This window comes from Pseudoduganella ginsengisoli, assembly GCF_009720865.1.
Lineage (GTDB): Bacteria > Pseudomonadota > Gammaproteobacteria > Burkholderiales > Burkholderiaceae_D > Rugamonas > Rugamonas ginsengisoli.
This window is the reverse complement of record NZ_WNLA01000001.1, coordinates 585,540-611,543: the sequence shown is the minus strand read 5'-3', so window position 1 is coordinate 611,543 and position 26,004 is coordinate 585,540. Positions and strand designations below refer to the sequence as shown.

General features: G+C 60.4%; 24 protein-coding genes. 14 read left to right on the top strand and 10 right to left on the bottom strand.

Annotated elements, in window-relative coordinates; all coding sequences use genetic code 11:
- The first annotated feature begins 66 nt into the window (after positions 1-66).
- Positions 67-672 carry a lytic transglycosylase domain-containing protein gene (locus GM668_RS02625; protein ID WP_155437762.1) on the top strand — a complete coding sequence of 202 codons (606 nt, stop codon included), beginning with the start codon at positions 67-69 and terminating at the stop codon, positions 670-672.
- A 190-nt stretch (positions 673-862) separates the two neighbouring features.
- On the opposite strand, the gene GM668_RS02620 is transcribed toward GM668_RS02625, so the two are convergent.
- Complete coding sequence (locus GM668_RS02620) at positions 863-1,228, bottom strand: SWIB/MDM2 domain-containing protein (RefSeq protein ID WP_154378272.1); 366 nt, start codon at positions 1,226-1,228, stop codon at positions 863-865.
- A 249-nt stretch (positions 1,229-1,477) separates the two neighbouring features.
- On the opposite strand from GM668_RS02620, the gene GM668_RS02615 reads away from it, so the two are divergent.
- Positions 1,478-3,127 carry a hypothetical protein gene (locus GM668_RS02615; protein ID WP_155437346.1) on the top strand — a complete coding sequence of 550 codons (1,650 nt, stop codon included), beginning with the start codon at positions 1,478-1,480 and terminating at the stop codon, positions 3,125-3,127.
- A gap of 105 nt (positions 3,128-3,232) precedes the next feature.
- On the opposite strand, the gene ffh is transcribed toward GM668_RS02615, so the two are convergent.
- A complete protein-coding gene (gene ffh, locus GM668_RS02610; RefSeq protein ID WP_155437345.1) occupies positions 3,233-4,600 on the bottom strand; it encodes a signal recognition particle protein in 1,368 nt (455 codons plus the stop codon).
- Between the two features lie 83 nt (positions 4,601-4,683).
- Positions 4,684-6,756, bottom strand: a complete 2,073-nt coding sequence (locus tag GM668_RS31545; RefSeq protein WP_155437344.1) for an NHL repeat-containing protein — start codon at positions 6,754-6,756, stop codon at positions 4,684-4,686.
- Between the two features lie 185 nt (positions 6,757-6,941).
- Between GM668_RS31545 and GM668_RS02600 the strand changes: the two genes are divergently transcribed.
- From GM668_RS02600 to GM668_RS02545, 12 genes are all read left to right on the top strand, one after another.
- On the top strand, positions 6,942-7,916 hold the full coding sequence (locus GM668_RS02600) for an ABC transporter substrate-binding protein (RefSeq protein WP_155437343.1): 975 nt from the start codon (positions 6,942-6,944) through the stop codon (positions 7,914-7,916).
- Between the two features lie 9 nt (positions 7,917-7,925).
- Positions 7,926-8,741, top strand: a complete 816-nt coding sequence (locus GM668_RS02595) for an ABC transporter permease (RefSeq protein ID WP_155437342.1) — start codon at positions 7,926-7,928, stop codon at positions 8,739-8,741.
- Entirely contained in the window at positions 8,741-9,538 is a 798-nt protein-coding gene (locus GM668_RS02590) for an ABC transporter ATP-binding protein (RefSeq protein ID WP_155437341.1), read from the top strand. The genes GM668_RS02595 and GM668_RS02590 overlap by 1 nt, the downstream gene beginning before the upstream one ends.
- Positions 9,539-9,586: 48 nt before the next feature.
- Positions 9,587-10,384 carry a cytochrome C assembly family protein gene (locus GM668_RS02585; protein ID WP_155437340.1) on the top strand — a complete coding sequence of 266 codons (798 nt, stop codon included), beginning with the start codon at positions 9,587-9,589 and terminating at the stop codon, positions 10,382-10,384.
- Positions 10,384-10,671, top strand: a complete 288-nt coding sequence (locus GM668_RS02580) for a PP0621 family protein (protein WP_155437339.1) — start codon at positions 10,384-10,386, stop codon at positions 10,669-10,671. Before GM668_RS02585 ends, GM668_RS02580 begins: the two co-directional genes overlap by 1 nt.
- Before the next feature lie 9 nt (positions 10,672-10,680).
- Positions 10,681-12,366, top strand: a complete 1,686-nt coding sequence (locus GM668_RS02575; RefSeq protein WP_170305453.1) for a sensor histidine kinase — start codon at positions 10,681-10,683, stop codon at positions 12,364-12,366.
- A gap of 9 nt (positions 12,367-12,375) precedes the next feature.
- A complete protein-coding gene (locus GM668_RS02570; protein WP_155437338.1) occupies positions 12,376-13,917 on the top strand; it encodes a sigma-54-dependent transcriptional regulator in 1,542 nt (513 codons plus the stop codon).
- Entirely contained in the window at positions 13,911-14,513 is a 603-nt protein-coding gene (ampD, locus tag GM668_RS02565) for a 1,6-anhydro-N-acetylmuramyl-L-alanine amidase AmpD (RefSeq protein ID WP_170305488.1), read from the top strand. The genes GM668_RS02570 and ampD overlap by 7 nt, the downstream gene beginning before the upstream one ends.
- Positions 14,514-14,788: 275 nt before the next feature.
- On the top strand, positions 14,789-17,689 hold the full coding sequence (locus GM668_RS02560; RefSeq protein ID WP_155437337.1) for a ribonucleoside-diphosphate reductase subunit alpha: 2,901 nt from the start codon (positions 14,789-14,791) through the stop codon (positions 17,687-17,689).
- Between the two features lie 72 nt (positions 17,690-17,761).
- On the top strand, positions 17,762-18,868 hold the full coding sequence (locus GM668_RS02555) for a ribonucleotide-diphosphate reductase subunit beta (protein ID WP_155437336.1): 1,107 nt from the start codon (positions 17,762-17,764) through the stop codon (positions 18,866-18,868).
- Between the two features lie 77 nt (positions 18,869-18,945).
- Positions 18,946-19,680 (top strand): HipA family kinase, encoded by a 735-nt coding sequence (locus GM668_RS02550; RefSeq protein ID WP_155437335.1) that lies wholly within the window; start codon positions 18,946-18,948, stop codon positions 19,678-19,680.
- Positions 19,677-20,498: a DUF3037 domain-containing protein gene (locus GM668_RS02545; protein WP_155437334.1), complete on the top strand. Its 822-nt coding sequence runs from the start codon at positions 19,677-19,679 to the stop codon at positions 20,496-20,498. The genes GM668_RS02550 and GM668_RS02545 overlap by 4 nt, the downstream gene beginning before the upstream one ends.
- Positions 20,499-20,595: 97 nt before the next feature.
- Here the strand turns inward: GM668_RS02545 and GM668_RS02540 are convergent, their stop codons facing one another.
- From GM668_RS02540 to soxZ, 7 genes are all read right to left on the bottom strand, one after another.
- Positions 20,596-21,021, bottom strand: a complete 426-nt coding sequence (locus GM668_RS02540) for a DsrE family protein (protein WP_155437333.1) — start codon at positions 21,019-21,021, stop codon at positions 20,596-20,598.
- Entirely contained in the window at positions 21,018-21,836 is an 819-nt protein-coding gene (locus GM668_RS02535; RefSeq protein WP_229498852.1) for an MBL fold metallo-hydrolase, read from the bottom strand. Before GM668_RS02535 ends, GM668_RS02540 begins: the two co-directional genes overlap by 4 nt.
- A gap of 200 nt (positions 21,837-22,036) precedes the next feature.
- Complete coding sequence (locus GM668_RS02530; RefSeq protein WP_229498850.1) at positions 22,037-22,462, bottom strand: thioredoxin fold domain-containing protein; 426 nt, start codon at positions 22,460-22,462, stop codon at positions 22,037-22,039.
- Positions 22,463-22,467: 5 nt separating this feature from the next.
- Positions 22,468-24,186 (bottom strand): thiosulfohydrolase SoxB, encoded by a 1,719-nt coding sequence (gene soxB / locus GM668_RS02525; protein ID WP_155437330.1) that lies wholly within the window; start codon positions 24,184-24,186, stop codon positions 22,468-22,470.
- Between the two features lie 6 nt (positions 24,187-24,192).
- On the bottom strand, positions 24,193-24,798 hold the full coding sequence (gene soxX / locus GM668_RS02520) for a sulfur oxidation c-type cytochrome SoxX (RefSeq protein ID WP_155437329.1): 606 nt from the start codon (positions 24,796-24,798) through the stop codon (positions 24,193-24,195).
- 14 nt (positions 24,799-24,812) lie between these two features.
- The gene (soxA, locus tag GM668_RS02515; protein ID WP_155437328.1) at positions 24,813-25,664 is read right to left on the bottom strand and encodes a sulfur oxidation c-type cytochrome SoxA; all 852 of its coding nucleotides are present in this window, start codon (positions 25,662-25,664) and stop codon (positions 24,813-24,815) included.
- A gap of 10 nt (positions 25,665-25,674) precedes the next feature.
- Complete coding sequence (gene soxZ / locus GM668_RS02510; RefSeq protein WP_155437327.1) at positions 25,675-25,986, bottom strand: thiosulfate oxidation carrier complex protein SoxZ; 312 nt, start codon at positions 25,984-25,986, stop codon at positions 25,675-25,677.
- Between the last annotated feature and the right edge of the window lie 18 nt (positions 25,987-26,004).

Genomic DNA, 26,004 nt, shown 5'->3' with positions numbered 1-26,004 from the left:
CGGCCTGGCGCCGACCGGCGCCGTCCTTGGGCGCAGCCCCTGCGCTGGTGGTACAGCTTGGCCCTGATGACCGGTGTGCTGGCGGCGCCCTATGGCTTCGCCGGCAACCAGCAGGAAGAAGCGCTGGCCGATTCTGTGCGGCTGGCGCTGTCCAACGCCATTCTCGATGCGCGGCCTCCCAAGCCTTCCTTTGCCAATGTGCTGGACCGCCAGCGTTACCAGACGTGGTTTGCGGATTTATCCGCGCGCCTGCAGCGCAAGCTGCCGGATGACCAGATGCGCACGGAATTCCTGGAAACCCTGTGGTATGAAGCCAAGCGGGCAGGGCTCGATCCCGGCATGGTGCTGGGACTGATCCAGGTGGAATCCGCGTACCGCAAGTATGCGGTGTCGGTGGTCGGCGCACGCGGCTACATGCAAGTGATGCCGTTCTGGACCAACGTGATTGGCGACTCGGACCGCAGCAAGCTGTTCAACATGCAGACGAACTTGCGCTATGGCTGCGCGATCTTGCGCATGTACATCGATATGGAAAAGGGCAATTTGTTCCTCGCGCTGGGCCGCTACAACGGTTCGCGCGGCAAGCCGGAATACCCGAATGCGGTGCTGGCGGCGTGGAACAAGTGGAAGCACACGCCCGGCGCCGGCGTCAGCCTGGCGGCATCGCCGTAAAGCGCCAGATTCGTCATTCCCGCGCAGGACTCGGCTTCCCCGCGGCAATCCATGGGCCGCTAGCGGTAATCGCTCAGCATGGATCCCCACGTTCGCGGGGATGACGATTCATCGTATCCGTCGTCAATAAAAAAACCCCGCGCTTCGCAGCATCGGGGCTTTTTTGCGTGCGTTGCGCAACGCGCAGCGTTTAGCTCAGGTGATCGGAGATCAGCTTGGTCATTTCGAACATCGACACTTGGGCTTTGCCGCCAAATACGGCTTTCAGCTTGTCGTCCGCATTGATCATGCGGCGGTTGGCCGCGTCTTGCAGGTTGTGCTTCTTGATGTAGTCCCAGACTTTTTTCGTGACTTCAGTGCGTGGCAGAGGATTTGCACCCACCACAGGAGCCAGCGTTGCCGACGGCTTCATTTCTTTCATGAAAGCCGCATTAGGTTTGCGTGCTGGCGCTGCTTTTGCTGCAGGCTTGGCCGCTGGTGCCGCTTTCTTGGCTGCAGGCTTGGCCGCCGCCGCTTTCTTTGCTGGTGCTGCTGGGGTTTTCTTGGCTGTTGCCATATTCGAGCCTCCTTAACGAACACTGTAATAGTTGCGCAATTCAATCGCACGGCTAATATTGGCGGGGGTTTGCTCAGTATGCAAGTGTTTTTCGAGTTTTTTCACGGAAACGATACGGAAATGCTCGTCACTGTGGAAACCATGCATTCAAGGGCTGTGATAGGGGTATTTGGCTGTGACGGTAGCGCGGCAGCGATAAATTGTGTACCTTGTAATATTTGCAACTTATCGACAATTGCCATGAATCGAATGTTGACCCTCAGCGCGCTGACTTTGTCGGTTGCGTTGCCGGCGTATGGCGCGGCGCCGGGAGGTTTAAAAGATGCGCTGTCCGGCGAACGCCTGGGCCTGCTGCCGGCCGATCATTTCCGCGTGACCAGCGGGCGCTGCACGGATTGCCCCACCTTGAAACAAGGCTTGTGGTACTTCCGTGACCAGACCCTGGCTGTGCCGCAAGGCGCGCAAGCGCTGTCGTCGCATGGCGCCACCAGCGACATCGTGCGTGATGTGCGTGACTGGTCCGCGTCTGCCGAAGCGGGCAAGCTTGATTATCCGGGACTGGTATGGGTGGCCGCGCCGCAGATCCTCGACGATGCCGCCATCCTGCCTTCAGGCGGTGCGTTGAGTAGCGTCGATGGCGCGCAGACGGGTTTCCGGCTGACGCCGAAAATCGCCAGCAACCGCTCATTCTGGGATAGCAAGACCACGGCGTTCTTTGCACAAAGGCCCGTGCGCATGCGGGGGACGTACGCCGGGCAGCAAGGCGCCTTTGTTGCCCGCACCGTGTGGCCCAAGGATTTCGTCATTGATGGGCCGAAGCTGAACACGCAGCCGCTGGCGGCCAATGAAACGCTGCGCTCCTTTGTACAGGCGGAAGGCGGTGGCGCATCCAGTCCGTATGCCACGCGCTTGCTGTGGGAGCGCCAGCCTGGCCAGGCTCGCCAGTGGCAAGACAAAGCCGTTATCGGCATCATGCTGAACGGCGCGCAGGGCGATGATGACGAAGCGTTCGGCGGCCACTTCGGCATCGCGACGGGCCGCATGGGCAAGCATGGCGAATGGTCGGACTGGGTCGTCAATAATTTCTATAACCTGGATTCGTACAGTGAAAAGGGCACCATTGCCGCGCCGGTGCCGATGGATAACTACCTGATGGACGTGAACAGCGGCCAGAGTTATTACCGGCCGTCATACATGCTGGTGGCCGTGCTGAATAACGCCCGCACGGCGGTCGCCTACCAGGGCGGCGTGCAGCGCGTGTTCAACCATTTTTATCGCCACGACTTTAACTACCGCCATGCGCAAGCCAATTGCGCGGGCATCAGCGTCGACGTGTTCAAGGCGCTGGGCTGGCAAGTGCCGGAACGGGGGCCGACCAGTGCGCTGAAAGCCGTGGGCGCGTATGCGTACCTGGCGGCCAAGGATGGCAGCCTGGCCAGCGGCCGCAAGATTTACGACTACCTGACGGAAGAACAGGTGCGCTTGTATCCAGCCGTGGCGTTTGAAGCGTTGGGCGACGATTTACTGCAGCTGGTGGGGGCGCGTCCGGGCTTGAACCGTGCACTGAGCGCTTATGAAAAGCAGTTGCAAAGCGATGTCGACGCGCTGGTGCTGGTGCGCATACCGCAAATTCCATCGAGCCGCGTCATGGGAGCGCATCCCGTGTTTTCGTTTGATGAATTCATGCAGCGCACGCCGCCGGACCGGGCGGACTGGAAAATTGTGCCGGTCGATGCACGGCCGTTTCCGGACGAGTTGCGCGATCCTGCCGTGACGCCGGTGGCGGCGCCTGCGCTGGTGCCGTGGCCGGTCGGGGTGATCGTGGCGGGCGTGATTGGCGTGGCGGGATGGATGCATCGCAGGCGGCGCCGTGCGGTGCGTGCCGATATCGCCGCCTGACCGGTATCTGGAGGCCCGCCCTACGGAACGAAGACACAGGCCGCATCATGCAAAACGGCCCGGCAGCGCTTAGCGGCCGGGCCGTTCTCTTGAGGCAGGCGATGCTTAACGCATCCCCGGCATCATGCCCTTCATGGCGCGCATCATCTTCATCATGCCGCCGCCGGACAGCTTCTTCATCATGGTCTGCATTTGCTCGAACTGGTTCAGCATGCGGTTTACTTCCTGCACCTGTACACCGGCGCCCGCTGCAATACGGCGCTTGCGGGTGGCTTTGATCAGTTCAGGCTTGGCGCGTTCCGCCGGCGTCATCGAATCAATAATGCCGACCATGCGGCGCACTTGCTTGTCCGCCTGGTCCATGTTGGCGCCGCCTGCCGCTTGCTGGAATTGCGCCGGCAATTTATCCACCAGGCTGGCCATGCCGCCCATTTTTTTCATCTGGCCCAGCTGCGCCTTGAAGTCATTCATGTCGAACTTGCCGCCCGACTTGACCTTGGCCGCCAGGTCGGCAGCGGCTTTCGCATCGACGCCTTTGCGCGCTTCTTCCACCAGCGCCAGGATATCGCCCATGCCCAGCACACGGTTGGCCATGCGGGCCGGATCAAACGCTTCCAGGCCGTCCAGTTTTTCCGACACACCGGCAAACTTGATCGGCTTGCCCGTCACATGGCGTACGGACAGCGCCGCACCGCCGCGCGAGTCGCCATCGAGCTTGGTCAGCACGATACCCGTCAGCGGCAGCGCATCGTTAAACGCCTTGGCCGTGTTGATGGCGTCCTGGCCCAGCATCGCATCCACCACGAACAGGGTTTCAATCGGCTTGATCGCGCCATGCACGGCAGCGATCTCTTTCATCATTTCTTCATCGATACCGAGGCGGCCCGCGGTGTCGACGATCAGCACGTCGTGGTAATGCTTTTTCGCCCAGTCCAGCGCGGCCAGTGCGATATCAACCGGCTTGTCTTGCGGCGTGGACGGGAAGAAGTCTGCGCCAGCCTGGCCGGATACGGTTTTCAGCTGGGCGATTGCAGCAGGACGGTACACGTCGGCCGATACCGTCAGCACTTTCTTTTTCTTTTCTTCCTTCAGGTACTTGGCCAGCTTGCCGACGGTGGTGGTCTTACCCACACCTTGCAAACCTGCCATCAGGATAATGGCGGGCGGTTGCTGGGCAAAGCTCAGCTGGGTGGCTTCCGGGCCCAGGTCGGCGCCCATCAGGGCAGCCATTTCGCGCTGGACCACGCCGACCAGTGCCTGGCCTGGCGTCAGCGACGAAATCACTTCTTCGCCCATGGCCTTTTCTTTGACCTTGGCAATGAATTCCCGTACGGCCGGCAAGGCAACGTCGGCCTCCAGCAGCGCCATGCGCACTTCGCGCAGCATTTCCGCCGTGTTGGCTTCCGTCAGGCGCGCCTCGCCGCGCATGGTCTTGACGACCTTGGCAAGGCGTTGAGTCAGATTGTCTAGCATGTCAAGCCTACTAATAATAGAGGGTACAAATGGCTGCGGCGCCGGCCCTGGGGCACGGCGCCGCCAAATCCCGCCATTTTACCTTAGTGCGGGAGGACCAGCTTCAAGATCGCGGAACCGGAGATCACCGCAAAACTGTACGGACCGGTTGGCGTGATCATCTGGTGAGAGCCATTGCCGGTTGGCGCGGCCAGTCCGCCCGGCAGTGCGCCCAACAAGGTGCCGAAGTGGCCGGGAACGCCTGCCACCACATCGTTGCCGCTGGCAGTGGTGCGATAGATCGCGCCGTTGTCCGCCGTGTAGGTATAGCCGTCCGGCGCCGCGCCTACACCGGCGGGCAATGCCGGGATGGTCGTGACCGTGCCATCCGGCGCGATTTTGCGGATCGCGCTGGCGCCCTGGTAGGCATCGCGCACATACAGGTTACCGCCGGTATCGACACCCGCCAGTACCGGTGCGATAAAGCGCGCCGCCGCACCGGGGCCGTCCACCGGCTGGCTGCTGGAGCCGGCGTTGACTGGCTGGCCTGCCAGCAGGCTCAACGTACCGTTTGGCGTGACTTTGTAAACTGCACCGCCAGGGTTCCGGATCCGGCCTGACCATGGCGCCAATTCGCTGACATACAGGTTGCCCGCCTGGTCCGCCACGATACTGCCAGGCTCGCCAAAGTCCTTGCGCACCAGCAGGGTCGTGACGGTACGGTCCGGTGCGATCTTCCGCAGGTACAGGCCGCCCTTCCGGTTCAGCATTGGCCCCTCTTGATACGCGTCCGGGTAGTCGGACACGTAGAGATTGCCGGCGCCATCGGCTGCCAGTAGTTCCGGATTGGCGAACCGGGCCGCGGCGCCAGGACCGTCAATGTCGGTCAGGCTGTCTTGGGACAGCCCGGCAAACGGTTGCGCAGTGTTGTCCTGCAACTGGCGGATGTCGGCGCGGCGCGCCAGCAGGATCTTGCCACCGGCAACGCGCAATTGCTTCGGTATGGTTTGTCCCGTCGGGTCGCTTTGCTCGCCCAGGTACGTCCCTTCAAACAAGACATCTACGGCGCCGGTCAGCTTCAGCCGCCTTACCGCATAGGTGTTGGGAGACGCTGCGCGCACCAGCACCAGCGGATGATTGTCGGCGTCCAGCGCGAGGCTGAGCGGCGTTTCCGAGTTATTCGTGCCGCCCGTCGCTGTCTGCAAGACAGTCGTCACCATGCCGCCCGGCGAGACTTTACGCAGGGATTTATCCTGGGCCACCAACAGGTTGCCATCGCGGTCCAGCGCCATCGCGGCCAGGGTTGCGAAGCGCGCCACGCTACCCTGGCCATCGGCTTGCGAGAAGCTGGTGTCGTTTTCGTCGCCTGCCAGCACGGTGGCCGTTCCCGTACCCGCCAGCACGATACTGCGGTCGCGCATGACATAGACGGTGTTGTTGGGGCCTGCCACCAGCGCCTTGGCGCCGGCCAGCAGCGGATGCTGGAGCAGCGTGGTGACACTGCCGTCCGCCGCCAATTGCCTCAAATAATACGTATCGGCGCCCACGCTGTCGATGAACAGGACTGCGCCATTATTGCCGGCAGCAATGGCGCGGAGGGCGCCGACCTTTGCCTGTCCGCTGTCCTTCATGGTCAACGTCGTGACCACGCCAGCGGCCGAGACTTTGCGCAGCATGCTTTGCTCAAGAACATACAGGCTGCCGGTACTGTCGGCGGCCAGGTCGGCAATGGCATTGAAGCGTGCCGCAGTGCCGGCGCCGTCAACGTAGCCCTGGCCGCCCAGGCTGCCGGCAATGTGGCTCAGGCCAGGTGCGCCCGGTTCCGGATACAGCGTGACGCTGACGGTCTTGCTGGCGCCGCCTGCCTTGGCCACGATGTCCACGCGCGTAATGGCCGTGACACTGGCTGGCGGCACATAACTGACGGCGTTGCCGCTGGTAGCCGACAGGCTGCCCGGTGCTCCCGCTGCCAGTTCCCATGTCACGGCATCGCCGCTCGACACGGTGGCGCTCAGCGCCACCGGCTTGCCCCCGGACAAAGTCTGGCTCGAGGTAGATGCCAGCGTAATGGACGGCGGCGTGGGCGCCGGATTCGGCGTGGAAGATGAGCCGCCACCGCCGCCTCCGCAGGCAGTCAGGGCCAGCGCCAGCGCGGCCGTCATCAGGGATAAGCGCATGTGCAACAGTCTTTCGGCAATATTGAAAAAAATAGAATTATCCATTAGTGGAGAACTTGCTAAATTCACACAATGTAACGTTGCGCATGTTTTTTTGATTTCCTTGCTTTAAATCTATTAGCGCTTGGTATGATCTGTTCACAATCTGATTCGGCTGGTTGACTATTCCTGGAGATACAAACGCAATGAAGAAGACAACGATCGTGAAAGCCATGGTGGCGGCAGCGCTGGTGCTGGCGGGTTCTGTTCAGGCGCAAGAAGTGGTGCGTCTGGGGAACCTGAAATTCGCGCACTATGGCGCCGTGTCGTACATCAAGGAAATCGCCCCCAAGTGCGGCATCAAGGTCGAAGAACACATGTTTGCCAAAGGGCTGGACGTGATGCAGGCCATCATTGCCGGTGAACTCGACGTCGGCACCACGGCGTCGGAAGCGGCCATTTCCGGCCGCGCGGGTGGTGCACCGATTTATGTGGTGGCGGGTTTTGCCAAAGGCGGCGCGCGGCTGGTGGGCCGCACGGACTTGAAATTGAAGTCGCTGAAAGATTTGAAGGGCAAGAAAGTCGGCGTGACGCGGGGCGGCATCCAGGAAGTGCTGCTGCTGGCGGAATTGCAGCAGGCGGGCTTGACGGCCTCGGACCAGCCGGGCAAGGATGTGCAACTGGTGTTCCTCGCTTACGCGGACTTGAACCAGGCGCTGCTGGGCAAGAATATCGACGCCATGATGCAGTCGGAACCGCAATCGTCGCAAGCCATCAACAAAGGCTTTGGCACGGAAATGCTGAAGCCGTACGACACGCCAATTGGCGAGCCGATCCGGACCATGGTGATGACGGAAAAGTTTTATAAAGAAAAGCGTCCCGTCGCGGAAAAATTCATGCGCTGCTTCGTGGAAGCCACCAAGACTTTTATCGACCAGCCAGCCACGGCGGAAAAGTATGTGCGTGAAGTCGTGTTCAAAGGACAGATCACCAGCGACGATTTCCAGGACGCCATCAGCAACTCGCCGTATTCGTATGACATCACGCCGGAACATATCCAAGTCACGACTGATGTGATGGTGAAAACCGGTGTGGGGCGCATGGCGCGTCCGCCGGTGGCGAAGGAATGGGTCAAGACGGATTTGCTGGATGGCGCGAAAAAGAGCCTGGGCGTCAAATAAGGAGTAGTAATGGGGAAGTGGCGTGAAGTAATCGTCGGTATGGTCGTCCCGGCCATTGCCATCGCCATCTGGCAAGTGGTGGCGATGAATGGCTGGGTCAACCCGCAAGTGTTGCCGGCGCCGGTGGCCGTGGTGGAAAAATGGATTGCTTACCTGCTGCCGCTGCAGCCGTATGCGGCAGAGCAGGGCAGCTGGCTGGCGTGGGCGTTTTCCGGCGAGTTGATCCATGACGCCATGGGCAGCATGTACCGCGTGGGCTTGGGCTTTATCATAGGCGGCGGATTGGCTTTGCCGCTGGGCTTGCTGATGGGCGCCAGTCCCCGCGTGTATGCATGGATGAACCCGCTGGTGCAATTGCTGCGCCCGATTCCCCCTATCGCGTATATTCCCTTGTCGATCCTGTGGTTCGGCCTGGGCAATCCGCCGGCCGTGTTCCTGATTGCGCTGGGCGCGTTTTTCCCCGTACTGATGAATACCATTGCCGGTGTGCGCCAGGTTGACGGTATTTATATCAGGGCGGCCCGTAATTTAGGCGCGTCCGGCTCCACGCTATTCGTGCGCGTGATGCTGCCGGCCGCCGTGCCTTACATCTTGTCGGGCGTGCGGATCGGTATCGGCACGGCATTCATTGTCGTCATCGTGTCGGAAATGATCGCCGTGAACAATGGCCTGGGCTTCCGCATCCTGGAAGCGCGCGAATACTTTTGGTCGGACAAAATCATTGCCGGCATGATCACCATTGGTTTGCTGGGGCTGGCCATCGACGTGGCCATGAACCGCCTGAATAACTACTTGCTGCGCTGGCACCGGGGATTGGAACACTGATGAGCGATACGCATATCCACATTGAACATGTCCATAAAGTGTTCAAGACCGCAGAGCGCGACGTGGTGGCGCTGCAGGATATTCAACTGGACATTCCCCGTGGCCAGTTCGTTTGCCTGCTGGGGCCATCCGGCTGTGGCAAGTCGACCTTGCTGAATGCGATTGCCGGATTTGCGCCGCCCACCAGCGGCCGCATCATCGCCGATGGCAAAACCGTGCAAGCGCCAGGTCCGGAGCGGGGCATGGTGTTTCAGGAATACGCGCTGTTCCCGTGGATGACGGTGGAAGAAAACGTCGCGTTCGGGCTGGAAATCAAAGGCATGGCGAAAGCGGACATCCGCGCGACGGTCGGCCGTTTGCTGCACATGCTGTCGCTGCAGGATTTCCGCCACCGCTATCCGAAGGATTTGTCGGGCGGCATGCGCCAGCGGGTCGCCATTGCCCGCGTACTGGCGCTGGATTCGCCCATCATGCTGATGGATGAACCGTTTGGCGCGCTCGATGCGCTGACGCGGCGGAACTTGCAGGACGAATTGCTGCGCATCTGGGCGGAATTGAAAAAAACCATCATCTTTGTCACGCACAGTATCGAAGAAGCCATTTACCTGGCCGACCGCATTGTCGTCATGACGTACCGCCCCGGCACCGTCAAACGGGATTCCATTGTGGCGTTGCCCCGTCCGCGCGATCCGGCTGATCCGGAATTCAATGCGCTGAAGCGTGAGCTGGGCATGCTGGTGATGGAAGAACAGCAACGCCACCACAACGATGAACTGAGGATGGCCGCGGTGGACTGACGACGGCGCCCCCACCTGCACGGGCGGGCGATGGTAAACTAAACCCTTATGCAAACAATTTTCCTGATTGCAGCCACGCTGCTGTATGTTGTCTGCGCTTTCCTGCCATCGCGGCGGGGGACCGCCATTGCTTCCGCCACCGCCGTGGCCTGGCTGCTGCATGGCGCCGGCCTGTGGATGGCTGTCTTGACGCCCGGGTTCTTGCGCATCGGCTTTGCCACCATGCTGTCGTCCGCGCTGTGGATTTCCGTCGGCGCGTATTGGCTGGAAAACCGCAATTTTTCACTGGATGGCTTGCGCCGCCTCGTCATGCCGGCAGCGGCCGTGGCCGTGGCGCTGCAAGGCGTGTTCCCCGGCGCGCTGGTGCCGCTGGGCACGGCCATGCTGGGCTGGCACATTGCCATTGCCACGCTGGCCTATAGCACGCTGACCATTGCCGCGTTCCACGCCGTGCTGATGGCGCTGCAGGAATCGCGGCTGCATACGCGCGGCGAAGGGGGCGGTTTCCTGTCGTCCGCGCTGGACCAGCTGCCGGCGCTGCTGACGATGGAAAAACTGTTGTTCCGCATGATCACGCTGGGGTTTGTCTTGCTGTCGCTGACGGTCTTGTCGGGCATTGTGTTTTCTGAAGAATTGTTCGGCAAGGCGCTGAAGTGGGACCACAAGTCCGTGTTCACGCTGCTGTCATGGATGCTGTTTGCCGCCTTGCTGGCGGGCCGCCATTTCCGCGGATGGCGCGGCAAGACGGCGCTGAGTTTTACGCTGGCCGGTTTCGCCACGTTGTTGCTGGCGTATGTTGGCAGCCGTTTTGTGCTGGAAGTCGTATTGCATAGGGGAGTTGCCTGATGTCGCGGTTATTGTTCTGGATCGCCCTGGCCATCCTCGTGGTGGCGGCAGTCCGTAGTAAGTTGCGGCAGGCGGCTAAACGCCACCAGCAAATGAGCCAGCCAATGAATGGGCCAGATGCGCATGAGCAGTTGCGTCCGCAGCCAGCCCGCGCGGCGGCCAAGGCCGAAGCGGAAACCATGCTGTGCTGCGCCCACTGCGGCGTGTATTTCCCCGCTTCTGAAAATGTACCGGCCGGCGGCCGCGATTACTGCAGCGCCGCCCATTCCCAGCTCGCGCCGCAATAACCTCCTCACGTGGTCGCGCGCCTGCACTCCCTGAATAGCGATTCGCGGGCCACCTTCTGGCGCTCGCTGGATGCGCTCAATGGCACGCGGGTGGTGATTGCCATCGTGCTGCTGATTTACCAGAGCCTCGATGCGCGTGCGATTCCACTGCTGGTGGGCCAGTCTGTGTATTTGCAGGCATGCCTGGGCTATTTGCTGCTGGCCGTGGCGTTCGTGCTGGTCACCACTTACCTGCGCCAGCGTTTCCTGTTGCAGCTGCTGACGCAGATCGCGTGCGACCTGGCCATCATTTCGCTCTTATATATAGGGGCCGGCGGTATCCGCAGCGGGCTGGCCATCCTGTATTTATTCCCGCTGGCCGGCATGGCGATCCTGGCGCCGCTGATGCTGGCGCTGTTTTCCGCGTCGCTGGTGGCGCTGTTCATGCTGGGCGCCAGCGTGTGGCATTTGTGGACGGGCGGCGAAGCCACCATGCTGCCGTCGGGATTGTTTGGCGCCTCGCTGCTGTCCGTGGTGGTGGTGGTCAACCGCATGGCGGCGAAACTCATCGGCCAGGAAGAGTTGGCGGTGCAGCGCGGCGTGGAAATCGGCGTGCAGCAAGCCGTCAACCGGCTCGTGATGTCGCACATGAGTGACGGCATCGTGGTGGTGGGCGCAGGCGGTGAAGTCCATGCCGGCAATCCGTCGGCGCAGCAAATGCTGGGATTGGCGGGTTTTGATTTGGCCACGCGGCTGTCCGATATGCCGTCGCTGTTGCCGATCGCCCAGGCGTATGACGAGTGGCATGCGGACCGCAGTCTGGCCACGGCGTTTGTCACGATCAAGCCGTACACCGATCCCGCGCTGCAGGAAATCACGGCAGCCTGGAGCGCGCGGCGCGATATGGTGTCGCATTTAAAAGTGCGCTTCGCGTCTGTCGACACGGAAGGGCTGGGCGTGGAGCGCAGCGTGATTTTCCTGCAAGACGTGACGGGCATAGAAAACCAGGCGCAGGAATTGAAGCTGGCGTCGATGGGCCGCCTGACGGCCAGCATTGCCCACGAAGTGCGCAATCCGCTGTCGGCCATCGGCCACGCGACGTCGCTGCTGACGGAAGATTTGACGGCGCCCGTGCACGTGCGGCTGCTGAAAATCATCGGCGACAACGTGGCGCGCGTGAACCGCATGGTGGAAGATATTTTGCAGCTGTCGCGCAAGGTACAGCCGCACTGCGAACCGCTGGCGCTGGATAACTTCCTCGCTGAACTGGTGGCGGAATTCGAAGAAACCCACGGCCTGGCGCCGGACATCATCGACTTGCAGCACGCGCCGAAAGCCATGGTGCGCTTCGATCCGCTGCACTTGCGCGAAGTGGTGCTGAATTTGCTGAACAATGCCGTGCGCTATGCCAGTGCGGGACCGGCCAGCATCCGCCTGTTCGTCGTGACGGACCGCATGCGCCGCATGGAATTGCATGTGCAGGATGACGGCCCCGGTATTTCACCGGAAGTGCGGGCGCACTTGTTTGAACCGTTTTACACGACGTCCAGCAAGGGGACGGGGCTGGGCCTGTATCTGGCCCGCGAATTGTGCTTGAATAACGAAGCCATGCTGGACTATGAATACCGCTTTGGCTCCGATCAGCATGCCGATGGCAGCCGCAAATCCAGCGGCCGCTTTGTTATTACGTTTGCCGGCGCCACGCCAAAACAATAAAGGTTGTCAATGAATACTGCCCGCAGTTCTCCCCGCGTACTGGTCGTCGATGACGAGGCCGACCTGCGCGAACTGCTGGAAATCACGCTGCTGAAAATGGGGCTGGACGTGGACAGTGCGGAAAACCTGGCGCAAGCCCGGGCATTGCTGGCCCAGCATGAATATGCGCTGGTGTTGACGGACATGCGCTTGCCCGACGGTCTGGGGCTGGAACTGGTGCGCGAAGTGTCGGCCGCGTTCCGCAATACGCCGATTGCCGTCGTGACGGCGTATGGCAGCACAGACAATGCCGTGGTGGCGCTCAAAGCCGGCGCATTTGATTACATCAGCAAGCCGGTGGCGCTGGACCAGTTGCGGCTGATGGTGCAATCGGCGCTGCGTTTGAACGCGCCGGCATCGGAAACCCACAGTGCGCCGGCGCCGCCCAGCCGCTTGCGCGGCGAGTCGGCCGTCATCCAGGCGCTGCGCGCGCAAATTGCGCGGCTGGCCCGCTCGATGGCGCCGATTGCCATCACGGGCGAATCGGGCAGCGGCAAGGAATTGGCTGCGCGCGAAGTGCATGCGCTGGGCTCGCGCGCAAGCAAACCGTTTATTGCCGTGAATTGCGGCGCGATTCCCGAAGCGCTGATGGAAGCGGAATTCTTTGGCTACCGCAAGGGCGCGTTCACGGGCGCCAGCGATGAGCGCGACGGCTTTTTCCAGGCTGCCAATGGCGGCACCCTGATGCTGGATGAAGTGGCGGACTTGCCGCTGGCGATGCAGGTCAAGCTGCTGCGCGCGATCCAGGAGCGGCGCGTGCGCAAGATCGGCGCGACCGTGGAAGAACCCGTTGACGTGCGCATCATCAGCGCCACGCACAAGAACCTGGAAAAGCTGGTGGATGAGGGCCACTTCCGGCAAGACTTGTTTTACCGCCTGAACGTGATTGAGCTGGCATTGCCGCCGCTGCGCGAGCGGCTCGATGACCTTGGCGTGCTGACGGATGCGATCCTGGAGCGGCTCGGCACCTTTGACCAAAAAGTGCGGCTGGGCCCCGGCGTGCTGGAAGCGCTGCGCGGCTATTCGTTCCCCGGCAATGTGCGGGAACTGGAAAATATCCTGGAACGGGCGCTGGCGTTTGCCAATGACGGTGTCATTGAAGTACGCGACCTGGCATTGAAAGGGGCGAAGCTGGCCGATACGCCGCCCGGCTACGTGCCGCCGCCGCAAGACGTTGAAGGCATGGACGCGCCGGCGTGGGTGAAGTCACCGCAAGCGGCGGCTGCGGCGATTACCGCCACTTATGACGGTGGCAATACTATTAATAGCACTAATGCTATGCCGTCGCCTGCCGCGGACGTGCCTCACGTGCAAATGCCGCCGCTGCCCGTGCTGGATATCTTGCCCAGCAACTTGCCGGAATACCTGGCCATGGTGGAAAGGGAAATCATCCTGCGCGCACTGGCGCAAACCCAATATAACCGCACGCAGGCCGCCAGCCTGCTGGGCATCAGCTTCCGGCAGCTGCGCTACCAGATGCAGAAATTGAATATCCAGGAACCGGAATCGTGACGTTCTTTATTGATGCGGACGGCTGGTGCGACGGCGCGTTCCGCTATGACTCGCCGCATTGTAATACCCGCCCGGCCGATGCCGAAATTAATTTATTAGTCGTGCATAACATCAGCCTGCCTGCCGGGCAGTTTGGCGGCCACCACGTGTCGGACCTGTTTACCGGCCGGGTAGACTATAATGCTGACCCGTCGTTGGCGGACTTGCGCAACGTGCAAGTGTCGGCGCACTTTTTTGTGCGGCGCGATGGACGGGTGGTGCAATATGTTTCTTGCAACGAACGGGCCTGGCATGCGGGTGTCTCGCAATTCCAGGGGCGGGCCAATTGCAATGACTTTTCCATCGGTGTCGAGATGGAAGGAACTGACAATGTTGCTTTTTCGTCAGAGCAATATGAAGTGCTGGCGCAACTGGCCCAGGCATTGCAGAATCGCTACCCGTTGCGCTGGATCACGGGCCATGAGCACGTGGCGCCGGGCCGCAAGACGGATCCGGGACCATGCTTCGACTGGCTGCGACTTGATGCTCTGCTGAAAGAAAAGGCAGGGGCAAATCGTGCGTTAGTGCTTGCTCACCGGGTAACGCCTGCTGTTTAAGGCGTCTCAAAATGTCAATGAAAAAATAGGCATCCGGTAGAAATTTAGCGCTTGCCGGGTCCCGGTGCCGTCACTACAATTAGTGCCAACAGTTGTACGCCGCACTAGATTTAGTGCAAACAGTTGTTAGTTATTCAAAGCTGGCTTTAGAGTAACAACAAGAAACCCCAAACAAAATGACGCCCAGCCAGCTGAAGCTTATAGCCTGGCCGCATCATTTTGTCTGTTACAAAAACACGCGATAGCGGCCACGTAGTCTTAAATCGGGAGCTTCAATGCAATCTATTCACTCTTCTGACATTTCCGTTCAGCCGGCAGCCCCGGCAGGCGCCAGCCTGGCGTCCGTAGCAGGCGCCTTGGGCGACTACCGCATCATCCGGCGCAATGGCGCCGTGGTGGCGTTCGAGCCGTCGAAAATCGCCGTTGCCATGACCAAGGCTTTCCTGGCAGTGCAGGGCGGCCAGAGCGCGGCGTCGGCCAGCGTGCGTGAAATCGTTGAAGAGTTGACCCGCAGCGTCGTGGCTGCGCTGGTGCGCCGCCAGCCATCGGGCGGCACCTTCCATATCGAAGACGTGCAAGACCAGGTGGAACTGGCGCTGATGCGCTCCGGCCAGCATGACGTGGCGCGCGCTTACGTACTGTACCGCGCCAAGCACATGGAAGAACGCCGCCTGAAGAAAGAAGCGGCCGGCGCGACCGCGCTGGTGGAGCCACAATTGCACGTGACGGAAAACGGCGAGCGCCGTCCACTGGTGATGCAGGAAGTGCGCGACCTGATCAACGCCGCCTGCTCCGGCCTGGAAAAGCACGTCGATGCCGACGCGATCCTGGCTGAAACCGTAAAAAACCTGTACGACGGCGTACCGGTTGAAGAATTGCACAAGTCCGCCATCCTGGCTGCGCGCGCGCTGATGGAAAAAGACCCGGCCTACTCGCAAGTGACGGCCCGTATCCTGCTGCACACGATCCGTAAAGAAGTGTTCGGCAAGGAAGTCGCGCAAGCCAAAGCCGCTGCGGAATACATCGAGTACTTCCCGAAATACATCGCCAAAGGCATCGAAGCAGAATTGCTGGATGCCAAGCTGGCTGAATTCGACCTGGCCAAGCTGGCCAAGGCACTGGTTGCCGACCGCGACTTGCAGTTCGGCTACATCGGCCTGCAAACCCTGTACGACCGCTACTTCCTGCACGTGCGCGATATCCGCATTGAAATGCCGCAGGCGTTCTACATGCGTGTCGCCATGGGCCTGGCCCTGAATGAAACCAACCGCGAAGCGCGCGCTATCGAGTTCTACAACCTGCTGTCGACCTTCGACTTCATGTCGTCGACGCCGACCTTGTTCAACTCGGGCACCCAGCGTTCGCAGCTGTCGTCGTGCTACCTGACCACCGTGTCGGACGACTTGGAAGGCATCTACGACGCCATCAAGGAAAACGCACTGCTGGCCAAGTTCGCCGGCGGCCTGGGCAACGACTGGACGCCAGTGCGCGCCCTGGGCGCCCACATCAAGGGCACCAATGGCAAGTCGCAAGGCGTCGTGCCATTCCTGAAAGTGGTTAACGACACCGCCGTGGCGGTGAACCAGGGCGGCAAGCGTAAGGGCGCAGTGTGCGCATACCTGGAAACGTGGCACCTGGATATCGAAGAATTCCTGGACCTGCGCAAGAACACGGGCGATGACCGCCGCCGTACGCACGACATGAACACGGCGAACTGGATTCCCGACCTGTTCATGAAGCGCGTGATGGAAAAGGGCGAGTGGACCTTGTTCTCGCCATCGGAAACGCCTGACCTGCACGACAAAGTCGGCAAAGCGTTTGAAACCGCGTACACCGGCTACGAAGCCAAGGCTGCTGCCGGCGAAATGCGCAATTTCAAGAAAGTTGCCGCGCTGGACCTGTGGCGCAAGATGCTGTCGATGCTGTTTGAAACCGGCCACCCATGGATCACGTTCAAGGATCCTTGCAACATCCGTTCGCCGCAGTCGCACGTGGGCGTGGTCCACAGCTCGAACCTGTGCACGGAAATCACGCTGAACACCGGTCCGGACGAAATCGCGGTCTGCAACCTGGGTTCCGTCAACCTGCCTGCCCACATGAAAGAGGGCAAGCTGGACCACGTGAAACTGCAAAAAACCATCCGCACCGCGATGCGCATGCTGGATAACGTGATCGACATCAACTACTACGCTGTCGAAAAAGCCCGCAACGCCAACATGCGCCACCGTCCGGTCGGCCTGGGCATCATGGGCTTCCAGGACTGCCTGCACGTGATGCGTGTACCGTTCTCGTCGCAGGAAGCGGTGCAGTTTGCCGATACGTCGATGGAAGCCGTGTGCTACTACGCTTACCTGGCGTCGACCGAACTGGCGGAAGAGCGCGGCCAGTACGCATCGTACAAAGGTTCGCTGTGGGACCGCGGCATCCTGCCTCAGGATTCCATCAAGCTGCTGGCCGAAGAACGTGGCGGCTACCTGGAGCAAGACCAGACGGAATCGATGGACTGGTCCGTAGTGCGCAACCGCATCAAGCAGTTCGGTATGCGTAACTCGAACTGCGTGGCGATCGCGCCGACCGCGACGATTTCGAACATCATTGGCGTGTCCGCTTGCATCGAGCCGACCTTCCAGAACCTGTACGTGAAGTCGAACCTGTCCGGTGAATTCACCGAGATCAACACCTACCTGGTGCGCGACCTGAAGGCGCGCGACCTGTGGGATGAAGTGATGATCGCCGACTTGAAATACTTCGACGGTTCGCTGACCAAGATCGACCGCGTGCCGCAAGACTTGCGCGACCTGTACGCGACGGCCTTCGAAGTGGAGCCAAGCTGGCTGGTGGAAGCTGCTTCGCGCCGCCAGAAGTGGATCGACCAGGCGCAATCGCTGAACATTTACATGGCCGGCGCATCGGGCAAGAAACTGGACGAAACGTACAAGCTGGCCTGGCTGCGTGGCTTGAAAACCACGTACTACCTGCGCACCATCGCTGCGTCGCACATGGAGAAATCCACCACCAAGACGGGCGCGCTGAACGCCGTGGCCGTGGATTCGGGCGCCGCTGCCGTGAGCGCTGCAGCGCCGGCCGTTGCGCCTGTGGCTGAAGTGCAGGAAGGCGCCGCTTGCTACCTGCGTCCAGGCGACGATGGTTTCGAGGAATGCGAGGCTTGCCAATAAGCTGCCGGTAATGAATTAAGTGTGACCGCGCCTTGTGCGCGGTCTTCTGTCTAATATAAGGAAAAGAAAATCATGTTGTCCTGGGATGATGAAGCCGCCGCGCCAGCCGCGCCCCTCCAACCTCAAGCCGCCAATAGCGAAGCGAGCGCCGACCAGATCGCGATGCGCGTCAATGCTGACGACAAGCGCATCATCAACGGTAAAACCGACGTCAACCAGCTGGTGCCGTTCAAGTACAAGTGGGCCTGGGATAAATACCTGGCCGGCTGCGCGAACCACTGGATGCCGCAGGAAGTCAACATGCAGCGCGACATCGAGCTGTGGAAGAACCCGAACGGCCTGTCGGAAGACGAGCGCCGCCTGGTGAAGCGCAACCTGGGCTTCTTCGTGACGGCTGACTCGCTGGCCGCCAACAACATCGTGCTGGGCACCTACCGCCACATCACGGCGCCGGAATGCCGCCAATACCTGCTGCGCCAGGCGTTTGAAGAAGCCATCCACACCCACGCTTACCAGTACATCGTGGAATCGCTGGGCCTGGACGAGAAGGAAATCTTCAACGCGTACCACGAAATCAAATCGATCCGCGACAAAGATGAATTCCTGATCCCGTTCATCAACACGCTGACCGACCCGGCCTTCACCACCGGCACCGTGGAACAAGACCAGAAGCTGCTGAAGTCGCTGATCGTGTTTGCTTGCCTGATGGAAGGTTTGTTCTTCTACGTGGGCTTCACGCAAATCCTGGCGCTGGGCCGCCAAAACAAGATGACGGGCGCTGCCGAGCAGTACCAGTACATCTTGCGCGACGAATCCATGCACTGCAACTTCGGCATCGACTTGATCAACACGATCAAGATGGAAAACCCGCAGCTGTGGACGCCTGCATTCAAGGAAGAAATCAAGAACCTGTTCCTGCAAGCCGTGGAACTGGAATACCGCTACGCGGAAGACACCATGCCACGCGGCGTGCTGGGCTTGAACGCCACGATGTTCAAAGGCTACCTGCGCTTCATCGCCAACCGCCGTGCGACGCAGATCGGCCTGGAAGCGCTGTTCGACCAGCCGGAAAATCCATTCCCATGGATGAGCGAAATGATCGACTTGAAGAAAGAGCGTAACTTCTTCGAGACGCGCGTGACGGAGTATCAGACTGGTGGTGCGCTGAACTGGGATTGATTCCTGATTGCCATGAAAAAGCCCCGCCATGCGGGGCTTTTTGATACCTAAGTGGTCAAATATCAGTCCGCGAGGCTATGTCGCTGCAAATTATTGAAATCCTGGGGCGGTCTGAACAAGGCGTGACTAAGCCATTTATTTGTCGCGCTGAAAATAACGAAATCTATTTCGTTAAGGGGCGAGGTGCTGGGCGGCGCAGCTTACTTTGTGAGTGGATCGCGAGTAGCATGGCGCAACGCTTTGGACTGCCGGTTGCACCGTTTGAAATTGTCGAAGTCCCGCAGGAACTTGTTGAGATTGCTACGAGAGACGACATTGGTGATCTTGGAGCTGGTCCGGCTTTCGGGTCCAGGCGGATGCAGATCACTGAGCTGACGGTTTCCAATGTTTTCGAAATCCCCTTGGAAGTGCAAATGGATGTTTTGGCATTTGACTGGTGGATACGGAATGGAGATAGGAACCTCAGTGACCAAGGCGGGAATCCAAACCTCTTTTGGGATGTGGTTGAAGAAGGTCTGGTTGTCCTTGATCACAATCAAGCGTTTGACGACGACTTTTCTGCTGAAAATTTTGTTGAGCTCCACGTGTTTCGCAACGTCCGTGACGCAATTTCGAGGGATCTGTTTACTCGCGTACAGCTGGAAGATCGATTTGAACAAATTTTGGTAGACTTTGACAGTATCTGCGATACTAGTCCACCTGAGTGGTGGTTCCTCGATGCTGAGCAGACCATTCCCGTTAATTTCAGTCGGCATCAAATCAAATTGGCACTCGAAGCCCGTAGGGGCAACGAGTTTTGGAGTTTCACATGACGAAAGTAGGCTGCTTGTACGCTATCGTTCGCTTCTGTCCATTCGTGGAGACGGAAGAGTTCGCTAACGTCGGTATCGTCATGCTCGCTCCACAGCAACGTCGTCTGACTTTCAAACTAATGACGAAAAAGCATGCCAGGGTCACAGGCTTCTTTGAGCAGTTAGACGGCACTGTTTTCCGAGCAGTGATTAGCGGCTTGCGTGAGGAGTTAGTTCGCACGGCCGACATGATTAACGGTGCAGATACGGACGTAGAGACTGCGAAGGCACTATTTCATGAGATTGTTCGCGCCAGAGAGACTGTGGTGAAATTTAGTGCTGTCCGTGCAATTCTTGCCGATGATCCTAAAAGCACTCTAGACGACCTCTATGGGCATTATGTTGAACGCGACTTTGTGACTAAAGAATATCGTGAAACGGTCCTCGAACGTGTGATGCGAAGGTGGCTCAAAACAGCCGGCTTCGGCGAGCGGTTTGAACGTATGGAGGTTGGGAATGCAGAATATCACGCAGTATTCCCCTTTGTTGAAGCCTGTGGACCGATTCAAGTCACTGCAATAAAGCCGCTCAATCTTGCACAAGATCAACCAAGCAAGATTCTTGATCACGGTGGCAACTGGCTGTTCCGTGTGCAAACGCTTCGTCGGAAAGATCTTCTGCCACAAAAAGTGCTGTTCCCGGTCGAAGGGCCAAGCGATGATGGTCCGAGGGGAAAAGCCTTCCGTGAGATTGTTGGCGAGTTGTCTGAAGTTGGCGCAACCGTCCTGGACTATAACGACAAGCTGGCTCTTGCTGAATCACTGGTGATTGCTCATTAGGTCCTGGCTGCACAACGGTTTGTTAGTCCCTTCTGTTTTCCTTAGGGATATGCCACTGGCGCAGTTTGTGATTGTCGTGACGTTGTCACGACAATTCTTAGGGCTTGATATACGCATAACCTTCCAACGCCTGCAACCGGCTGATCTCCGCCACACCAGACGGCACGATGCTGGCCTCCGGCAATACTTTCTCTTTCGCGATGTTGCGCCCCATCAGCGTGTTATTACAGACGCGGAACTGCACCTTGCGGGCGGCCAGTTCCTGCACCGTCACTTCATATGGATTGCCATTCTTGTCCATGGCCCCTTCCAGCAGGAAGTCGATGCCGGCGCCCAGCGCCACCACGACGATTTGCGCTTTCGGGCTGGCATCCAGGTGATTGCGGATATTGCGCAAGCCGCCCATGGCATTGCTGCTGTCGGAAAAGTGGTAGACGACTTTTTCCACGCGGGGCGCTTCAGCGTGGGCCGCCATATTCATCAATAAAAACAGGGGCAGCAGCAAAATACGGATCAGTTTCATTTCGAAGGCTCCTTGCTGGATTCCAGCGATTCTTGTTCCATGAGAAGGTAAGTGCCATAGGCATTGAGCCGGTTGGCCTGGGCGAAGGCGGGGTAATCTTTGAACGGGGTCCAGTCGGTGCGCGCGTAGGCTTCTTCAAAGGATAGCAGTTCCTGTACCGCATTACCCATCTGTTCCCGCAGGTAGCGCAGGTAGCGCTGGGTCAGCAGCATGTCGTCGCGCGGGTTGGTGGACGCGGGGCCGTGGCCGGGGATGACGACGGCGGGCTGCACGTCCAGCATGCGGTCCAGCGCCTGCAGCCAGCGCTTGCTGTCGGCATTGCCGACAAACGGGATGCGGCCGCTGAAAAACAGGTCGCCGGCGAACAAGACCTTGTCTTCCTCCACCAGCAGTTGCAAATCTTCCGGCGAGTGGGCGCCGCTGCTGTCCAGCACGCGGAAGTGCAGGCCGCCCAGCTCGAAACGCCATGGCTGGCCATCGGCGAAGTCCAGCCAGCGGTCGGCTGCCACCAATTCTGTCTGTTCATTGACCCAGGGCGCCAGTTCGGCGCGGCGCTGGGCCAGCCGTTCTTTTGCCGCATCGGACGCCAGGTAGGCGCGCCCGTTGCGGTGGGCGGCAATCGTCACGCCTTTGCCGCGCAGCGCTTGCAAGCCATAGATATGGTCGGCGTGGTAGTGGCCGACGATGACGACTTTCACGGGAACCTTGGTGACTTTGCGGATGGCGCGCAGCATGGCGGCGCCCAAGGCCGGCGTGGCCAGTGCATCGTAGACCACGACGCCGTCGCGCGTCACAGTGAAGCCTGCGTTGGACATGAAGCCCCGGTTGGCGTGGCTGGCAGCGCCTGTTTCACCTTGAAAATAATATGTGTGAGTACTTACTTTCAGTGGGGTTAGCTCAATATCCGGGGGCGATGCTGCCTGGGTGGAGGGCGGCAGGGTAGCCAGTACCAGCAGGAAGGTCAGAACCACAGCCAGAACCGGGGCCGGCAACGGCGAAACTCGGTGCATCAGTGTCATTGGGCGTCCTTGGGCGAGGTGAGGGCGGTTGCCTGCGCCTGCTGCAGGCGGCCCTCCAGATAAGCGCCATAAAAGCCTGCCTGGTCCAGGCCCACCAGTGGCTCGGCCAGCGTGCGGCCACCGGCTCCCAGGAACAGGACGGTGGGGAAAAAGCGCACGCCCAGCTGCTTCAGTATGTCGGCTGTGGGACGGCGCTGGCCTGCAGCATCAGCAAGATCCGTGACGGTATCGCTTTCCAGCTCGCGCAGCACCAGCCGTGGCGACTCTTCGCGCTGCAGCGGCGCCAGGTAATTGCGGCGCACCTCTGCGCAAAACTGGCAGTCATGGCGCGACACCAGCAAGACCAGCACGGCGCGCCGGGGCGCCAGCGCGGCCAGTTCCGCACGCAAGTCGCGCAAAGGCGGCAGCGTTGCGCCAGCCATGGCCATCAGCCAGCCAGCCCTGCGTTACCCGCCATGCCCACCAAGGCGGGCTGGTAAGGCTGCCGTGGCCGCACCACGGGGTGCGCACGGAAATAGCTTTCCATCACGTCCCAGATCGGCGTCCCCGCAGCCCCTTCCGCCACGGGCGCCCAGCCGGCCACCTTATACAGCTTGTCGGCATCGAGCAGCTTGCCATTGAGCCGCATGTCGCTGATGCGCTGCCCGCTGGCGGCGCCCGGCGTGCACGTGTACGTCATGCCGCCCACCCGCACCATGTCGCCACCTTGCTGGTAATACGGGTCCGGGTGGAACAGGTTGTCGCACACGTCTTCCATGATGGTCTTGATGGTGGCGCCGCTCATTTCCGTCAGCGTGGTGGACGGATACGTAATGGCCACCTGATCCATTAGTAAGCCGCGCGTAATCGTGTCGCCCGGCAGCAAAGACGTGCCCCAGCGGAAGCCTGGCGAAAACGCCATGTCGGCGCCTTTGACTTCGCGCAGCGCATCGACGATCACCTGGTCCCAGCTGCCATTGAAATTGCCCCTGCGATACAGCAAGCCTTCCGTCACGGCCAGCTTTTCATCGAGCTTGGCCTTGTAGGGCGCGCGCACGGCATCGATATGCGCTTGCATGGCGGGATCAGGCGGCAGCAAGTTGGAAAACACGGGCAGCAAGCGGTATTGGTAACCGTGGATGCGGCCGTCGCGCACGTCGAAATCCAGCACGCCGAGGAATTTGCCATTCGAGCCCGCGTTGGTGACCAGAGTCTGGCCACCCCGGTTCGATACCACCACTGGCGCCGGGATGCCGTCATGCGTATGGCCGCCGAGGATGGCGTCGATGCCCGTCACGCGGCTGGCCAGTTTCAAATCCACGTCCATGCCATTGTGCGACAGCAGCACGACCACCTTGGCGCCCTTGGCGCGCACTTCCGCAACCAATGCTTGCAGCCGCTCTTCCTGGATGCCGAAGCTCCAGTCGGGCACCATGTGGCGCGGGTTGGCAATCGGTGTGTACGGGAACGCCTGGCCAATCACGGCCACCGGCACGCCATTGATTTCACGCCAGCTGTAAGGCGCGAAGACGGCGTCGCCGAAATCATTGGTGATGACGTTTTGCGCCACGAAGTCGACCTTGCCCTGGAAATCGTTTTGCACGATCTCTTGCACGCGCCTGGCGCCCAACGTGAATTCCCAGTGCGGCGCCATGATGTCGACGCCAAGCAGCTTGGCGGCATCGACCATGTCTTGCCCGCTGGTCCACAGCGACGTGGCGGAACCCTGCCATGTGTCGCCGCCGTCGCACAGCAATGCGTGCGGACGGCTGGCGCGCAGTTGTTTGATTAATGCCGCCAGGTGCGCGAAGCCGCCCACCTTGCCATAGACTTTGGCGGCCGCCGCGAAATCCAGGTACGTGAAGGCGTGCGCGCGGGCAGTCTTGGGCGCGATCTGGAAATGCTTGAGTAATTTGTCGCCGACCAGGTGCGGCGGCTTGCCTGCCGCGCCGCCGACGCCCAGGTTGACGTGGGGTTCCCTGAAATACAGGGGCAGCAGTTGCGCGTGGCAATCGGTAAAGTGCAGCAGGCTGACATTGCCGAAGCGCGGCACGGCATAAAGCTGCTCGGCGGCGCCCGGCGTGGCAGCCAGCGCATCGGTGTCGGCCAGCGCGAGGCCGCCGGCGCTGGCAATGGCCAGCATCTGTAAAAATTCGCGGCGCTGCATGGTGGTCTACTGGTTGACGGGCGATTCAGGCGCCAGCAGCAGCGCCATCACGTCCCGGATTTGTTGTTCAGTCAAGATACCGGCTGCGCCAAAGCGCGGCATCACGGAGCAAGCCTGGGCCGAATGCGAGTTATAAATCTTGGCCCACGTATATTTGAGGATGTCCGGCGTGGCGCCGCCGCGCAGCTTGCCGTACTGGTACAGGCTGGGGCCGATATTGCCGAAGGCGATTTCTTTCTTGTCGACCTGATGGCACGCATAGCAATTGCCGCCTGCCACGGTGCCTTTCGGATCGGACGATTGCATGCCGCGCCCATTTTGCGCGATCTTTTCGCCTTCCTTCCAGTCGCCCAGGTAATTGCCGTCCGCCGGGTAGCGCACGCTGGCCTGCGCCTGCTGTTCGATTTGCTTGCGCTGCGCCGGTTTCAGCGGACGCTGCGCGTCCTGCGTACACAGGCGCTGCGCTTCGCTTTGTTCCAGCCGGTCGACCGTGGCTTCGTTCTTGTCGCGGAAAGACGCTTTGAAGCCGGCCAGCGCGGCGGCGTCGTTGGAGGCGGCCGTGGCGGTGGCCGCAACGGAGAATAGCAGGGCGGCGATGACGATAGGGTGCATGGTGCTCTCCTGGATCAGCGTTTCAAGCCCGGCGCCGCCATCTCGCCACCCTTGGCGTTAACGCCAAGATAGGTGATCAAGTCGATGGATGCCTGCGACAGGTAGTCGAGTTGCGGGAAGCGCTGCTGGCGGAAGCAGTCGGCCATGCGCCATTGCATGGTGCGCACGGCGCCCTGGCTGACGCGGTACGCGGGCCAGCTGGAAAACGCGCCGCGCGATGCTGCCGCTTGTTGCAGATTGGGCAAGTCTTGCAGGCGGATGCGCTGGTTATCTTTCGAGTGGCACGACGCGCACGAAAAGTCATACGGGCCGGCGCGGTAATAAAACGCTTGCTTGCCGCGTGCATAGGCGGCTTTTTCTTCCGCATGCTGTTGCGGCACCTTGATGGCGGCGCCGCGCGAAGCGGCAGCCACGTACGCGGCCAGCGCTTCCATGTCGGTGGCGCGCTCGCCCTGTTCGGAAAACGGTTTGCGTACGATGTCGGCCCGTTCCAGGCCCTGCAGCGTCACCATGCAATGCACGAGGCGCGATTCCGCATCCATCACCTTGCCCGTATCCTTGAAGTAGCGCGGCAGTTCGGCATAGGCGCCCGCGACAACACCGGGACCTTTACCCAGGTCGCAGCCTTCCAGCGTGGCTTGCCTGGGACCCCGTTTGGTGGTCCACAGCGCTTCCCCTTGCGCTTCGACCAGTTCGGCGGGATTGCCATCGGCCAGCATGGCGCGGTATTTCGCAATTTCATCACTGGTGGATTGGGCGGCGGCGCTGCCGGCAATGGCCAGCCCCAGCAGGCTGGCCCACGCGCGTCGCGTGGAACGTTTGGCATGTGAAGCGGGGCTGGCCCACGCGAGTCGGGATGGATGCATGATGGTGGCCTCAGGCTATGGTGGCTTCGTCGGTGCGGGAATCGCCTTTATTGTCTTGCCAGCTGACGGTGACTTTTTCACCTTTGGCGCCGCCTTTGAATTTGAAGGCGAGGTAAGGGTTTTGTGAAACCGACTGCCCCCACATGCATTGCAGCACGACTTTGTCGCCGTGCTTGACGGTGACGTCGGTAATGTAATGGGCCGGCACCACGTTGCCGGATGCATCCTTGCGCATGCCGCCTTCCATCGGGTGCGCCATCAAGACTTTTACTTCCGTCATGCCATTGGCGGCATTGGCGCGGATTTTCATTGGGTCTGCCATGTCTGCTCCTATTAATTA